The following is a 12,672-nucleotide window of genomic DNA, read 5'->3' as shown; positions in this document are numbered from 1 at the left end:
CACGTTAGATGGACTGGTAAGTCTGGTTGGCGAAGTCGAGCACCATCGTCGGCCCCGTAATGCCAGGGATGACCGGCGGCGGCTCGGGCAGGTTCTGCACGATGCTCGTCCACACGATGGTGGCCACCGGCTTCACGCTGTCGATGGCGGCATAGATGTCGGCGTCCGAGACGCCGCCCTGGATCATCGACAGGGACGCATACGAGGCCTGTGACGGCGTGCTGTAGCCGCCGGTGGAAACGCCATAGCCCGCGATGTTCGGGATACCGGTTCCCGCCGGTCGGAAGGCGATCACAAACGCCTGGAACGGCATCGACAGCGATCCGTACGCGCCGGCATAGCCGTAGCCGAGCAGCGGGCCACCGTACGCCCCGGTATCCGCCGGCCGAGTTGGCTCGATCACCACCGGCGTGCGCCCAGTCAGGTCCTGCAGCACCCGGATCAGCCCCGCGCGCGTCGCCCGCTCGCGGAACAGGTTGATCAGGATCCGCCCCCGGAATGAGTCGTCCGACTGGTTCGCCGCGCGCAGCAGCATCGAGCCGAAGAAGTCGGCAGCGATCATGTCCAGCCAGCCATCAGTTGCGGACTTGATGCGCGTCTGCAACCGTGCGTAGCTCAGCAGGCTGTAGATGAACGACGCGGTATAGGCCAAGCCCTGCAGCAGGCCGGTGATGACCGGAGACTGGCTCTCATCGGGGAACCAGCGCGGCAGGTATCCGCGCAGCCGGCGGTAGACATCGTTCTGATCTCCGACTGCCATTTATGCCACCGAGACGGTAGAGGACTTGATGGTCTGCTTGGCCGTGGCCACCAGGTCGGCCGTGCCGGCGTTGAGCGTCACGCCAGTCACGTTGGTCACGCCCGGCGAGGCGTCATAGGCGACCTGGGCCAGGCGGCTATAGGGCAGCGTCATGGTCTGCGTGGCCGGGTCGCGCGGCAACGCATTGATGTAGTTCGCTACCGCGGTCGCAACGAGCTGCCGCGTAGCGGCCCCGTCGTAGCCGGCAGCGATCGTGCACGTCATCGTCACCGCAGCGTTCACCAGCACCGGCGCAAACACGCCGTAGCTGCTACACAGCGGGCGTACCGCCTCGATTGCATTCGCGGCCGTCGCCAGAAAGGTGCTGCCTGGCACGCCGGTACCATCGTCCACGACCACGTAGAAATAGCCCATCTGCACCGCGCCGGCGTAGCTCTGGTTCTCGACCAGAGAATAGGTGACACCCTGCTTCAGCGAGGTGATAGCGTAGCCGACGGCGTCCTTCGTGGCCTTGGACAGGCTGCGAATGTAGGCGATGAAGCGAGTGCGCAGCGCCGGGTCCGACTCAGCATCGGCGCCGTTGGCGAAGCTGGCCGCGTTCGTCACCGTGTCGACGCCCGGGATCGCGCCGGCGATCACCGAGACCGCCCCGATAACGGCGTTGCCCGCCGCACCGGCGACCCGTGCCAGCACCGGTACGTTCACTGTAGCCGTGCCGGCCGCCAGCACGTAGCCGCCCAGGGTCGCGTTGTAGGCTGGGTTGGTGGTGTCCGCCACCACCGTGTACTGCTGCGACGCATCCCCCGTTTGGATGGTGGCGCCCACGGGCACCACCGCCTGCTGCGTCGGCGTGAATCGCGCGAAGGTGACCTGGCCCGTCGCGAAGGTGGCCGGCAGCCGGGACACGCCGAAGTCGGCAACCCAGCTATCCAGATCCGCGCCGCTCGACGTCGCCGCGCGGGTGATCGCCAGCACCTGCATGATCAGGCTTTCCAGCCAGACCGTCACGGCGGCGTTCGCCTCGACGAGGGCGCGCAGGATCGACCCGACGGTCAGGTCGATCAGGACGCTCGCATAGCCCTGGATCGCCGTGACGCTTTCGCGCACCAGCGTGGTGAAGTCCTTCGTGGAAATTGCCATGTCAGCGGTTCACGTCAAAGCTGAGGGTTACCGGCTTGCGCGTGCTCGCGCTGGTGTACCGGATGGTGACGGCGAAGCCGGCGTTGATCTGCAGCAGGTCGATCTCCGGCTCGGGCAGACGGGCCACCGCTTCTTCCATCAGCACCTGGGCGCGGATGAGCGCGCGCAGTGCCGGCAGATCGGCGTTCTGCCCGATCTTGGCCGGCAGGCCTGCACCGTAGTCGGGGTGGAAGATGTACTCGCCCGGGTTGGTGATGAGACGGCGCACGATGCGCTGCTGCGTCCGCGTCTCGCCGCTGACCTGGCCAAGGTCGCCGGTCGGCGATACGCCGAGGTCGTTCCCGACCCAGTGGTCGATGTCGTTCACGAGTTTCTGGGTCATATCGGGGTGCCGGTGTCCGCGCCGCCGTTGCCATTGCTGTGGCGGTGCGTGCTGCCGATGTCCTTGCCGTTGTTCTTGATCGTGCCGGTGGTGTCCAGGTCGCCCGTCACCGTCGACGTGACGCCGGTGCCGTTGTCGCCGGAGATCGCCATGCCGCCCTGCCCGGTGATGGTCTGCTCGACCAGCAGCGTGTTGTCCATCTGGACTGCACCGACGAAGTGGTGAAGCTGAGCGGTGTATTTGGCGGTGGTCTGCGCCACCACCTCTACCGTGCCGTCGTTCTTGAATCTCAGGGCAGACCCGGACTTATGCACCACCCAGAATTCGCCAGACGGCGCGCCCGGTGGCCGGTCCGCATCACTGTACAACCGCCCGCAGACGTAGCCGTTCTCGATGCTGCCCCCAAAGAACTTCACCTCGACCTGGTCGCCAACGCTCGGCGGCGCGTCCATACCCCAGCCGTTGCCCACCCAGGGCGACGTGACCGGCAGCCAGCCAGACAGAAACGGCTCGGCGCCGCTCTCCGGTTGTGACCGGTCCACGAACTCGACGCGCGCGGCCGCCATGTCAGGGTCGTAGCTGCGCACGATGCCCGCGCGCGACTCGGCCACGTCCCCGCCGGCGAGCTGCGCAGCCAGACGCATCTGGTTTCGAATGGCCTGCATCATGGCGACGGTACCGTGTCGGGGTTGTGGTTCTTGGCTTCAATCTGCATGGTGTAGCCGGCCAAGATGCTCATCTGCTTGGTGATCGACACCGGGAAGTACGTCTGGTCGAACTTCGTACCGGTACCCTCCACCAGGATCGGCATCGTCGCGTCGAGGATGTTGTCCGCCGGCAGCCGCGCGCGAAACTTCATCTCGTGCGATGTGATCTCGCGGTGCAGCTCGATCGCCTTCTTTGTGGCCTGTTCCTGCGTCAGGCCGGGGAACACGAAGCTGTAGAGCTGCGTGCCGCCAAATGGCGCCGCTTTGCCAGCCTGCGTGGTCTTACCCTTGCTGGGGTAATAGGCGGTGAAGCCAGCCTTTTGCTTGGCATTCCAGGACCGGACCACCACCGAGACGCCCTTGGCGACGGTCAGGCTGCGCGAAAATTCCATCTCCTGCACATTGGCCTGCCATGCGGCGCGCTCATCGGTCGGTGGTTCCCAGCGAATTACATACGGGTCGCCCTGCTCGATGGGGCGCGGCTGGAAGTACAGCGTCTTGCCTTTGACGTAGCAGAGGTATCCCTCGTTGGCCGCCAGATAGGTCAGCAGGTCCCACTCGCTGCGCTCTTCCTGCATCCGCGCGTGGTCACGCGCGTAGTAGGTGCCGACCAGATCCTTCGTGGGCGTCACCACCGCGGTGAGCCCGTGAGACTCGGCCAGCTTCGTCGCGATCTGCGACGACGTGAGGTTCTGGTACTGCAGCGAGGTCTTAGCGTCGATGAAGACAGCCGTCAGGTCACGCCCGGTGAGCTCGATCGTGCGGCGCACAGGGTCATAATCGATATCGTCGATGCGGCCGTAGATCTGGCTCTGCAGGTCTGTCTCGCTGTAGTTGGACGGATCCAGCGGGAAACCGGCGAAGATCTCGACGAACCCCTCAACCAACTCCGAAAACCATGCCGCGTTCCGCGCGGACGTCAGCATCGATTCCGCAAACGTCACCCGGAAGGTGTCAGCCTGGTAGTAGGTATTGCACGAGACGGACCAGCTTTCCCAGCCCTGGATCTGCTCATCGGAAACGCGCACGATCCCCCGCGGCGCCCGGACAGCCGGGACGACGGGCAACGTGTTCTGCATGGAAACCCTATGAGTTCAGAATGCCACCCTGCGTATCCGCAGTAGCCGGGATGGTCAGTTCCTTGATGCCGGTCACTTCCGGGTCGCTGAGGCCATTCGCCTTGGCGATCCCAGTCCAGGCCATGGCGTCGCCGTAGGCCTTCGTCGCCATATCCATCAGGTTTCCGCCGGCCGCCGTGACGCGCCGCGCGCTGTTGTAGACGCTGCCGACGTTCCCCTGCACTCGACCCATCACCCGGTCGAGTTGCACCAACATCGGCAACTGCTGAGCGGCCAGAATCTGACCCGAGATCCGCTGCACCTGCCGCGCGATCGGGTTGTTCGGCAGAATCCCGCCCAGCGTCGTCACATTCACCAGAACGTTGTTCACCTGCGCGATGGCGGTTTGCACCTCGTTGCGCAGCGCAGCGATGGGCTGCAGCACGCTGTTCAGCGTCGATTGCGCCGCGTTGGCAAACGAGGTCACGCTCGCGACTGCCGACTTGACCGTATCGAACACCCCCGAAATGCTGCTGAGGCCCAGGCTATCCACCAGGCCGCCGGCCGTCACCATGTCGCCGCTGATCAGGCTGTCCACGCTGCCATCGGACAGCGACCGCACCGGCTGCCCGAGGTCCTCGGCCACTTCCAGCACGATGCTGTACGGCATCTGGTAGAAACGCTGGAAATCCGCGCTGAACCGCCGAATCACCACCGTGTAGATGAACTCGGACCACATCAGCGTGAGCAGCTTCCCCTGGGCGCGCATGGTGTCCAGGTACCGCCCGCGCTTCAGCGCCTGGGGCCCGCGCAGCCAGCCCGACCACTCGATGGGTAGGCAGAAGCCGCCCATCGCGTCGATCTGCCTCAGGCCGCCGACCAGGTCGTGCGTCACCAGCCGCTGTTCCCCGCCGATCGTGATCTGCGGGGGCACCTCTGCCCCCTCGAACTCCATGTCACCCAGGAACAGGACAAGGTCAGCCATCTCAATTCCTCAGTGCGGGCGGTCGCAATGACATCCCTGGGTCAAAGCCGCTCGGGCCGGTCTGCGGCCGGGCAAGGTCTCGCGCCTGGTGGAACGTAGTCGCCTCGGCCAGCACTCGGCTATCCAGCTTGATGGCCGTGTTCACCTGCACCATGGACGGCGCGGTACCAGACACCGGGTCGGCCTTGGCCAGATCCTTTCCGCCGCCTGGGGTCGGGTCGCCCGACAAGAGCGCCTTGCCGGTGCGCCAGGCCCAGCCGAGCACGCCGCCGGACCCGATATCGCGCGGATCCAGCGAGAACGGTGTGCCAGCGCCCTTCAGCTTCTCATTCAGGCCAGCATTCTTCTGGCCCCATTCGTTCACCGATCGGAAGAAGTCGGTGCCGGTGTTCAGCAGCTTCGTGACCGTGGGCAGAATGCCCTTACCCATCTCCGCCTTCAGAGACGTCCAGGCGGCAACGAAATCAGCCTCGGCGCCCGGCGCCGTTTTCTTGAATTCCTCAATGGTGCCCTCGACGCCCTTGGCGTTCTTCACCAGCTTGGCGTCACGCAGTGCCTGCGCCTGCTGGGTGGTGAAATTCGCCGCCATGTTCGAGCCCTGCCGGTTCGAAACCAGGCTGTTCGCAAAGGCAATTTTTTCCGAATCGGTCTTAGCTCCAGCCTTCATGGCCGCCGCATCCATGTACTTCATGATCCAGCCGGCGGGATCCTCGCGCAGCATCTTCTCGTCGACGATGTTCTTGAGCGCCATCGACTTGATGGTCTTGCCGCCAACACTGCCGCTGGTCACCTCGGTGACCTCAGCCAGACCGGCATCGGCCAGCGCAGCCATGGTCTTCTTCGGCGTGCGGCCGGCGATCAGGTTCTGGTACAGCGACATCAATGCGGTGCCTGTGCGCGAGCCACCCTGCTCCTGTGCCAGCGTGGCCAGGTTCATGATGCCCTGGTCGCTGAGCCCTTTGAACGCGGCGCCCCCGGTCTTCGCCATCTGCTCAAGATCGGTGAACTTCAACGCGCCACCGGAGCCGGTCACCATGCGCTGGGCCAGATCCAGGCCAGCCATGAATTCCTCTTTGCTGTTGGTCTTGCCGCGCATGTCATTGAAGCGCATCACCGCTCGCACGGCGCCCTCGTCCAGCGCACCCACCTTGCCGCTGAACAATCCGGAATTGGCGGCGTTCAGCGCGGCCAGCGTTGGCGCCACCTGTTTCGCAAGGTCCAGGTTGCCGAACATGCCCACGGATTCCCGCAGGGTCTCCATCAGCATTGCGCTCGATGCGCCGAAGACCTTCGTGCCACGGGCGAACTTGTCCGCATCCCTGTTGATCTCGTCGCCCAGGTTCATCGTCTTGAAGCGGGCGGCAGCCAACTGGTATTCCTTGCCGGCGTCGTACAGGGCCTTGGTCACGTAAAGGCCTGCGAAGCCAGCGGCCACCGGCGCCAACGCGCCACCGGGCAGGCCCATGCCCACCGCGCCAACACCGAAGCCGCCTGGGCCGACATGGACGTTGCCACCGTGACCACCTCCGCCCCCGCCTCCGCCACTGCCGCCGGCGGCCGCACCGCCGCGACGACGTGGCAAGCCCCAGATGTAGCCGCCGGGGCCAGGCAGCGCCGGTGGGCGCTGGCCACCGCCCGCGCCGCCGCCCAGATGGCCCATGAAAGACGACCGAGATGCGGCCATGCCTGCCATGTGGATAGCATGGATGTTCCTGGCCAGTTGCGCAGACTCAGCATTGGCGCGCACCATCTCGGCTTCAATTCCGAGGCTGGCCGGAACAGCGCGTCGGATGCGCCGCAAATTCCGCTCAACCAGCAGCGCGTTGCCGCCGACGCCCCTTAAGCCTCCCTCCAGCTGCTTTGTCGCCGTGACGAGGTTCCGCACGCCGGCGGCTTCCGCCCCCATCTTCTGCAGGCGCTTATTGACCTGCAAGACCAGCGCGTCGACCTTCTTGAACTCGCCCGCCAACTTCAGCAACTGCGGCGCGATCAGGTCGTTCAGAACCAGGGTCGCGCCAATCTTATATACGTCGATCATGGTGGCCTATACTCGTCGCTCTAGAGTCCGTTGCCGAACCTATGCGCCCGCTGAAGATCCGCATTCACGAATGGCTTGCCGACCACATATCGTGGGTGCAGTACCCTGAACTGGTGATTCCCGAGCCGCCGACGCCGCAGCAGCGGATGAAGCAGTTGAACCGCCGCGCGATGTGGATTACCGCGGCGATCTTTCTGGTGTTCGGCGGGGGCGCCGCGCTGGGCGGGGCAATCTCGGCCCTACTTGAGCCGGGGATTGCGCCAGCCCCGCCCCGCCAGCCAGGCAACGATGGTTCGGCCAAGCCGCGCCTGAATGTCTTTACCGGCTCGGATAGCCGCCGGGCCTAGCACCGCGCGCGGCGGAATGTGCTCGGTGCCCAGCTCGTGCCAGACCATCTTCTGGTCATTCGAGCCGATCGCCGCCTCATTGCCGATCACCGTCCGCTCGATGCTCTCGCGCATTTCCCCGGTGCGCAGCAGCGGCGCATCAACCGGGTAACCGTGCCGGATCTTGTCGAACTCGGTCTCGGCGGTCAGTTCTTCCCACTTCGCGAACGGGCCCACGGCCGGCTGGTAGTGGGCGATCTCCGATTTGGCGATTTTCTGGATCAGTTCAGCGCCCTTCTCCGTCATGTGGTGCGTGACGGCGGGGGCCTCGGCGGCCAGCGCGGTGAGGTGGTTCGCGAAATCGGCCATGCTGCGGAAGGTCTTCATCCCCGCTCCTTGAAGGCCATGGCCTCCCAGTCAAAGGTTTTGCCCTCGAACTCGCTCATCACCACGCATGCCGCGAATCGCTCCTCGGCGGTGTAGGAAAAGGCCACGTCGTACGGCACGCCATTCTTGATCAGCCACATGGCCTGCTTGAACGCCGGGGCCCGCGCTAGTTTTTTGCGGCTTCCGCGCCCCCGCCGCCGGCAGCCCCATCGATCTGGGCCATGCCCTTCTGCACAGCAAGCATGCCGACCTCGTCCAGGCGCTGGATCAGCGCTTCGAGTTCCCGCTTGGTGGTGGGCGGCAGCACCGGTTCGCCATCGATGGCGGCAACGTAGAGCACCGGCATGCACATGTACCGGTAGACGCTGTTCTCAGCCGCCTCGGGGCCCATGGCCTCGACCAGGCGGAACTGCGCCAGGATGCCGGGCTTCTTGAGGGTGATCTGGCGCCCGGTCGAGTCGGGCACCGTGGTTTCCGCTGCGGCGCGCGCGACGACTTCCTCGGAGGGGCGAAGGGTGACAGTGGTCATGTATTAGCTGATCCGGATGCGGCGCGAGGCCATGAAAGTGAGCGAGAGCTTGACCGATGCGTCGCCGGCGGCCTCGCCGCCGTCGTCCAGCGACAGCACGACGCCGTCGTATCGCCACTGGGAAATGGCGCCGCTCGGCTCGGAGACGGTTTCGTAGATCTGGCAAGGCTGCTCATTGATGCCCGAGTAGTAGTCGGTTTCGAGCTGATCGAAGTACGACTCGATCTCGGGGCCGGCGCGGTTGATGCCAAACGAGCCGGACCAGCCGTCGAAAAATCGCAGGTGCTGCGAGATGCCGTTGATCAGCTTCACGCGTTCCTGCGTGGTGTCCTGCTTCTTGCGAAAGGAGGTCAGCTTCGGGATCGGCAGCGGACCGGTCGGGGTCTGGATGACCAGCGTGGTATCGCGCCCGACGGAAAGCCCTTGTTGCGGCATGTCTTTCTCCAGAATGAGAGAAGCCCGGCGAGCCGGGCGGTATTATCGGGTGCTTACTGCACGATCACGGTGCTCTGCCCGCCTTGCAGGTTGACCAGGAAGTTGCGGACCACAGCCATGTAGCGCGCCTGGACATTTGCCTGCATCCAGCCGGCGCGGATGCGTGCGTCCGGGTTGTTGGTCCTGTCGAGCACGACTTTGTAGGCATCGATCATCTTGGGCTTCACGTCTGCCATGTTCGACATGAACTGATCCAGCCCGGCAAACGCATTCGAACGGGTATCGTCCTCGTCGTCGAAACCCTGCAGCTGCCCAACAAACTTCCCGCCCCAAGCATCAATGCTGAAGGCAATGTAGTTTGTCAGGCGGGTGTAGCTATCCTCGCGCTGCGCCTGATCGCTGCTCGTATTGAGCCCCAGGACGAAGCTGAAGTACTTGCCTCCCGGTGACGGGTTCGTGAGCACATCAATGCCGGCCTGCACCAACTGCAACAGCTCGGCATTCGAGTACGGCTGGTTGTTGTAAGTGCGCTGGGTGGCAACAATGCCCTGCAGCTGCTTGTTCAGCGAGCTCTTTTCGGGCGACTGATTTGCCATCAGCCCCACCGCAAAAGCCTGAGGCGAAATCAGGCGAACCTGATTGATGGTCGTATCGTTCACGTACACCCAGTCGCCGAAAATCGATTTTGCAGCATAGGTGTCAATGCCTGCTGCAGCCTTCGCTGTGACGGCATTGCCGATGGTGTCGCCCGCCGGCCCCACCAACTGCATATACGCTCCCTCGACCAGGCCAAAGGCGACCTGCGTGGACCAGGTGGTGGAATCGTCGCAGTCCGCCAGCGCAATGATGCTGGCGCCGGACTTTCGCAGCGCGTACATGCCCTTGCGCGGCGCGGTATCCACGCCCAGCAACACCGAGCCGGTGATGGTGGTGGCACCGTCCGTGCCGCTCGCCAGATTGATGGTGGCGGGAAGCGTGGGCGGCGCGGTGCCCGCACCGGCCGTGGCAATGCACATCGTCGACGGGCCCCGGAACTGGCTGTTGCCGAAGTTCACCGCCTTGACGATGTTGTCCCGCAGCGTGGCGCCAGTGCCGGGAATGTTGTCGTACACCTCCGGCTGGTAGCCGGCTAGCGTGATCGTCAGCTTCGTGGTGCTCGCCGCGGTGCCGGCGGCCAGAATCGCCGAGATGCTATTGCCCAGCGTGCCCGTGTACTTCGAAGTGAGCGTAGCGAAGTTCGTGCTGAACGTGGCGGTAGCCGCCACGTCGGTGCCGTCGGTCACGCGCACGAGCGCATAGGCGCCCACGTTGCCCTGCATGCCTGCCCAGTTGAGCAGCGTCATCATGTCGTACTTGCGCGCCTGCATGGGGCCGAACACCGCGGCGCCGCCGGCATAGTCGGAGACCATGACGGGCACGCCGACCGGTCCCCAGGTGGCGGTGCCCACGAAGGCACCGATGTTGCTCGGCACGCCGTTGATGGGCGCCGGGCCGGGGGGTTGGATGGCGACGATAACGCCAGGCACTTGCTGCGCCGTCAGGTTCACCTGCCCTGCTTGAACAACCGTCATGGATGGCTCCAGAAATGAAAAGAGCCACCCTCAGGTGGCCCGCAATATGCGAAAGGAATTACGCGGTCTCGGCCGGCGGCGCGGCCACCTTGACGACGTTGTTCGACTGTTCGGACGCCAGGACAGCGGCCACAGCCTTGGGATCGGTGATCTCGTCGCCGACCTGGTAGCCGTTGAACGGCGAAATGACACGAAGAATCATGGTGGCCTCACAAAATGATGGTTCGGGCAACAGCGGACAGATCGTTCCCAATGTCGACCTGACCCTGCGTCACCTCGTACTGTTGCTCTTGCACCGTGGTCGAGTACTCGATCCAACAGGCCAGATCCCGGCGGTAGACGCGCTGCTTCTGCGCCCCGTCGCCCCAGGAGTTGGACAGCGCGCGCGAGCGCACGGTCCCGAAAGAACTATCCGGCAACGTGATGCGATTGGTGCCGGCCAGCGCGGCGTCCACGGCGCCGCCGAGAAGGTCCCGGCTGTCAAAGCCGTTTGCCCAGACGGTGATCAGAAACTCCTGATCCTGCCGCCGCACCTCGCGCTGGCGCGTGGCCACGCCGCCGACCCGGGGCGAAATCGAGACCTCATGCAGCGAATCGCTCTGGTAGACCTGATTCAAGAAGTCCAGGATCATCGTGGCGCCCTGCGAGATCGTGATCACCGCCCCGCTCGACGTGGTGCCGGGATAATCCACCACGAGTTGTGTCGCGAGCGCCGTGGCAATGCCGGTCAGCGTATCGCCAGGCTGGACCGAATACACGTAGGCCCTGCCCGCGATCACCAGCGACACGTTCTGCGGTGTAGAGACGCTGCCCCCGACCGTCACCGCCTGCCCCGCCACGGTCAAGGTAACGGTGCGAACAGGCGGGGCCACGGTGCGCCACTTCGAAATGGCGCTGTCCACCGGCTTCACCGCGCGCGGGAAGACGCTAACATTGATGATGTTCTGCGGCAGGTCCGCGTCGAGCTGCGCCGGCATGGGCCAGCCCGCATAGACGCGCACGCCGACGCCGGCCACCGGCGGCTGACCGGTTCCGTTTGGATACACGGTCTGTGCGATCAGCGCCACCAGCGCGCGCGAGGCGTCGGAGAGATCTGCCATTACGCCTCCAACCGCTCAACCAACAGGTTGTGCCCCAATGAATTCCAGTACGGCGCCGTGACGTGGTACCGCTGCCCCAGATCGTCCACGACGATGTCGCCCCGCTGCACGGCACCCAGCGCCAGCTGGCCGCGAGGGATGAATACGCGCCAGAAGGTCCGGTTTGTGGCATCGCCCGGTAAGCCAGCATCCGGCTTCGCGCCTGTGCTCTTCTGCTGGATCGACGCCGGCAGGCCGGTTGCGATCGCCTGCTCGGGCGCCAGGCCGGCGCCGGACGGGGGCAGCGCGCCGAAGCCAATCTGCGCCGCCTGGCGCAAAATGCTGACAGTGCGCGGGTAGACGAAGCTCATACAAAGGCCGAAATACGGAACGGATCGAGCTTGCGCCGCGTATCCGGGTTGAGCTGCGACGCACTGAAGCGCTCGATCTCGGTGTCGCCGGCGCGGTATTTCTTCATGTCACCCATCTCGGGCGACGCCTGAAGCGCCTGGATCAGCGTCGCGCAAGCGCCCTTGATCTGCGCCGGCAGATTCGCGTACTGGTAGCCGGCCACGTACCGCAACTTCACCTCGGTGTAGTAGGCCAGCAGGATGCCCGCCGGCACCCACACGTTCCCGGTCGCCGCGTCGAACCCGGCCGCGGTGACGTTGAACAGCTCCCACGCCGGCGGGCCGCCGAACTTCTGCAGCGACGCAATCAGGTTGAAGTCGTCCAGGTTGAACCGGTTCGAGTCGCCACGGCGCCCGTACCCGTAGCGCCCCGTGCCGGCGATCAGTCGCATCAGCGGGCGGCGGCTGGTGCTTGTCTGCGGCCTGCCATCCGGGATACGACGCTGTTCCTTGATGACCATGTCGGTCTCGACCGTGGCGCCGCTGGCGTGCGCAAACAGCACCTGCTGCAGCAACACCGTCGTGCCGGTGATGGAGGCGATCACGCAGGCCTCGACAGCAGCTGGCGTAGCGCGATCGAGGACCACCACGTCCCCGACCTCCAGCATGCCGGCCAGCGGCCCAGCGTTGACCGGGACGTTCGACCCGGGCGCGATCGCCGCCGGCAGCTGAAACGAGAACGTAGGATCGAGCCCCTTCATGTACGCCGGCAGCCCGTTGGCGTCCGGCGCCCAGATCAGCCCCTCGGGGCGGCACAGGTAGGCGTCGATCAGCGTCGATGCCGCTGCCACCTGGTCGGCCGTGGCCGTCGGCACGCCGAACGCCGCATGGTCGCTGGACTGCAGGTAGACGCTGCTCGGCATGG

The 12,672-nt window shown here is 65.1% G+C and carries 16 protein-coding genes; all 16 read right to left on the bottom strand.

What is annotated here, in order from left to right; translation table 11 throughout:
• Window positions 1-4: 4 nt before the first annotated feature.
• The 16 genes from AC1DS6_RS23715 to AC1DS6_RS23640 all read right to left on the bottom strand — a co-directional run bounded on the left by AC1DS6_RS23715 (window position 5) and on the right by AC1DS6_RS23640 (window position 12,670).
• Window positions 5-760 (bottom strand): hypothetical protein, encoded by a 756-nt coding sequence (locus AC1DS6_RS23715; RefSeq protein ID WP_477103269.1) that lies wholly within the window; start codon window positions 758-760, stop codon window positions 5-7.
• Window positions 761-1,900 carry a baseplate J/gp47 family protein gene (locus AC1DS6_RS23710; protein WP_477103268.1) on the bottom strand — a complete coding sequence of 380 codons (1,140 nt, stop codon included), beginning with the start codon at window positions 1,898-1,900 and terminating at the stop codon, window positions 761-763.
• A gap of 1 nt (window position 1,901) precedes the next feature.
• Window positions 1,902-2,282, bottom strand: coding sequence for a phage tail protein (locus tag AC1DS6_RS23705; protein ID WP_477103267.1), 381 nt, complete (start codon window positions 2,280-2,282; stop codon window positions 1,902-1,904).
• Window positions 2,279-2,950 carry a phage baseplate assembly protein V gene (locus AC1DS6_RS23700; protein WP_477103266.1) on the bottom strand — a complete coding sequence of 224 codons (672 nt, stop codon included), beginning with the start codon at window positions 2,948-2,950 and terminating at the stop codon, window positions 2,279-2,281. Before AC1DS6_RS23700 ends, AC1DS6_RS23705 begins: the two co-directional genes overlap by 4 nt.
• Complete coding sequence (locus tag AC1DS6_RS23695) at window positions 2,947-4,068, bottom strand: hypothetical protein (RefSeq protein WP_477103265.1); 1,122 nt, start codon at window positions 4,066-4,068, stop codon at window positions 2,947-2,949. Before AC1DS6_RS23695 ends, AC1DS6_RS23700 begins: the two co-directional genes overlap by 4 nt.
• Before the next feature lie 7 nt (window positions 4,069-4,075).
• Window positions 4,076-5,032, bottom strand: a complete 957-nt coding sequence (locus AC1DS6_RS23690) for a hypothetical protein (RefSeq protein WP_477103264.1) — start codon at window positions 5,030-5,032, stop codon at window positions 4,076-4,078.
• Between the two features lies 1 nt (window position 5,033).
• Window positions 5,034-7,001 (bottom strand): phage tail tape measure protein, encoded by a 1,968-nt coding sequence (locus AC1DS6_RS23685; RefSeq protein ID WP_477103263.1) that lies wholly within the window; start codon window positions 6,999-7,001, stop codon window positions 5,034-5,036.
• Between the two features lie 308 nt (window positions 7,002-7,309).
• A complete protein-coding gene (locus AC1DS6_RS23680) occupies window positions 7,310-7,783 on the bottom strand; it encodes a hypothetical protein (protein ID WP_477103262.1) in 474 nt (157 codons plus the stop codon).
• Window positions 7,780-7,923, bottom strand: a complete 144-nt coding sequence (locus AC1DS6_RS23675; RefSeq protein ID WP_477103261.1) for a hypothetical protein — start codon at window positions 7,921-7,923, stop codon at window positions 7,780-7,782. Before AC1DS6_RS23675 ends, AC1DS6_RS23680 begins: the two co-directional genes overlap by 4 nt.
• Window positions 7,924-7,949: 26 nt before the next feature.
• Window positions 7,950-8,312, bottom strand: coding sequence for a hypothetical protein (locus AC1DS6_RS23670; protein WP_477103260.1), 363 nt, complete (start codon window positions 8,310-8,312; stop codon window positions 7,950-7,952).
• 3 nt (window positions 8,313-8,315) lie between these two features.
• Window positions 8,316-8,747 (bottom strand): hypothetical protein, encoded by a 432-nt coding sequence (locus tag AC1DS6_RS23665; RefSeq protein WP_477103259.1) that lies wholly within the window; start codon window positions 8,745-8,747, stop codon window positions 8,316-8,318.
• 53 nt (window positions 8,748-8,800) lie between these two features.
• Window positions 8,801-10,318: a phage tail protein gene (locus AC1DS6_RS23660; protein WP_477103258.1), complete on the bottom strand. Its 1,518-nt coding sequence runs from the start codon at window positions 10,316-10,318 to the stop codon at window positions 8,801-8,803.
• 58 nt (window positions 10,319-10,376) lie between these two features.
• Window positions 10,377-10,520: a hypothetical protein gene (locus tag AC1DS6_RS23655; protein ID WP_477103257.1), complete on the bottom strand. Its 144-nt coding sequence runs from the start codon at window positions 10,518-10,520 to the stop codon at window positions 10,377-10,379.
• Between the two features lie 7 nt (window positions 10,521-10,527).
• Complete coding sequence (locus tag AC1DS6_RS23650) at window positions 10,528-11,418, bottom strand: hypothetical protein (RefSeq protein WP_477103256.1); 891 nt, start codon at window positions 11,416-11,418, stop codon at window positions 10,528-10,530.
• On the bottom strand, window positions 11,418-11,768 hold the full coding sequence (locus AC1DS6_RS23645; protein ID WP_477103255.1) for a hypothetical protein: 351 nt from the start codon (window positions 11,766-11,768) through the stop codon (window positions 11,418-11,420). The genes AC1DS6_RS23650 and AC1DS6_RS23645 overlap by 1 nt, the downstream gene beginning before the upstream one ends.
• Window positions 11,765-12,670, bottom strand: coding sequence for a hypothetical protein (locus AC1DS6_RS23640; RefSeq protein WP_477103254.1), 906 nt, complete (start codon window positions 12,668-12,670; stop codon window positions 11,765-11,767). The genes AC1DS6_RS23645 and AC1DS6_RS23640 overlap by 4 nt, the downstream gene beginning before the upstream one ends.
• Window positions 12,671-12,672: the final 2 nt, after the last annotated feature.

Source organism: Cupriavidus sp. 05L310 (assembly GCF_056398185.1).
The sequence above is the reverse complement of the archived record's forward strand: the minus strand, read 5'-3'. Positions and strand labels throughout refer to the sequence as shown.

Excerpts from the sequence above, each read along its gene's own strand:
- AC1DS6_RS23715 (WP_477103269.1), bottom strand. The coding sequence starts at position 760 with ATGGCAGTCGGAGATCAGAACGATGTCTACCGCCGGCTGCGCGGATAC.
- AC1DS6_RS23710 (WP_477103268.1), bottom strand. The coding sequence starts at position 1,900 with ATGGCAATTTCCACGAAGGACTTCACCACGCTGGTGCGCGAAAGCGTC.
- AC1DS6_RS23705 (WP_477103267.1), bottom strand. The coding sequence starts at position 2,282 with ATGACCCAGAAACTCGTGAACGACATCGACCACTGGGTCGGGAACGAC.
- AC1DS6_RS23700 (WP_477103266.1), bottom strand. The coding sequence starts at position 2,950 with ATGATGCAGGCCATTCGAAACCAGATGCGTCTGGCTGCGCAGCTCGCC.
- AC1DS6_RS23695 (WP_477103265.1), bottom strand. The coding sequence starts at position 4,068 with ATGCAGAACACGTTGCCCGTCGTCCCGGCTGTCCGGGCGCCGCGGGGG.
- AC1DS6_RS23690 (WP_477103264.1), bottom strand. The coding sequence starts at position 5,032 with ATGGCTGACCTTGTCCTGTTCCTGGGTGACATGGAGTTCGAGGGGGCA.
- AC1DS6_RS23680 (WP_477103262.1), bottom strand. The coding sequence starts at position 7,783 with ATGAAGACCTTCCGCAGCATGGCCGATTTCGCGAACCACCTCACCGCG.
- AC1DS6_RS23675 (WP_477103261.1), bottom strand. The coding sequence starts at position 7,923 with ATGTGGCTGATCAAGAATGGCGTGCCGTACGACGTGGCCTTTTCCTAC.
- AC1DS6_RS23670 (WP_477103260.1), bottom strand. The coding sequence starts at position 8,312 with ATGACCACTGTCACCCTTCGCCCCTCCGAGGAAGTCGTCGCGCGCGCC.
- AC1DS6_RS23665 (WP_477103259.1), bottom strand. The coding sequence starts at position 8,747 with ATGCCGCAACAAGGGCTTTCCGTCGGGCGCGATACCACGCTGGTCATC.
- AC1DS6_RS23660 (WP_477103258.1), bottom strand. The coding sequence starts at position 10,318 with ATGACGGTTGTTCAAGCAGGGCAGGTGAACCTGACGGCGCAGCAAGTG.
- AC1DS6_RS23655 (WP_477103257.1), bottom strand. The coding sequence starts at position 10,520 with ATGATTCTTCGTGTCATTTCGCCGTTCAACGGCTACCAGGTCGGCGAC.
- AC1DS6_RS23650 (WP_477103256.1), bottom strand. The coding sequence starts at position 11,418 with ATGGCAGATCTCTCCGACGCCTCGCGCGCGCTGGTGGCGCTGATCGCA.
- AC1DS6_RS23645 (WP_477103255.1), bottom strand. The coding sequence starts at position 11,768 with ATGAGCTTCGTCTACCCGCGCACTGTCAGCATTTTGCGCCAGGCGGCG.
- AC1DS6_RS23640 (WP_477103254.1), bottom strand. The coding sequence starts at position 12,670 with ATGCCGAGCAGCGTCTACCTGCAGTCCAGCGACCATGCGGCGTTCGGC.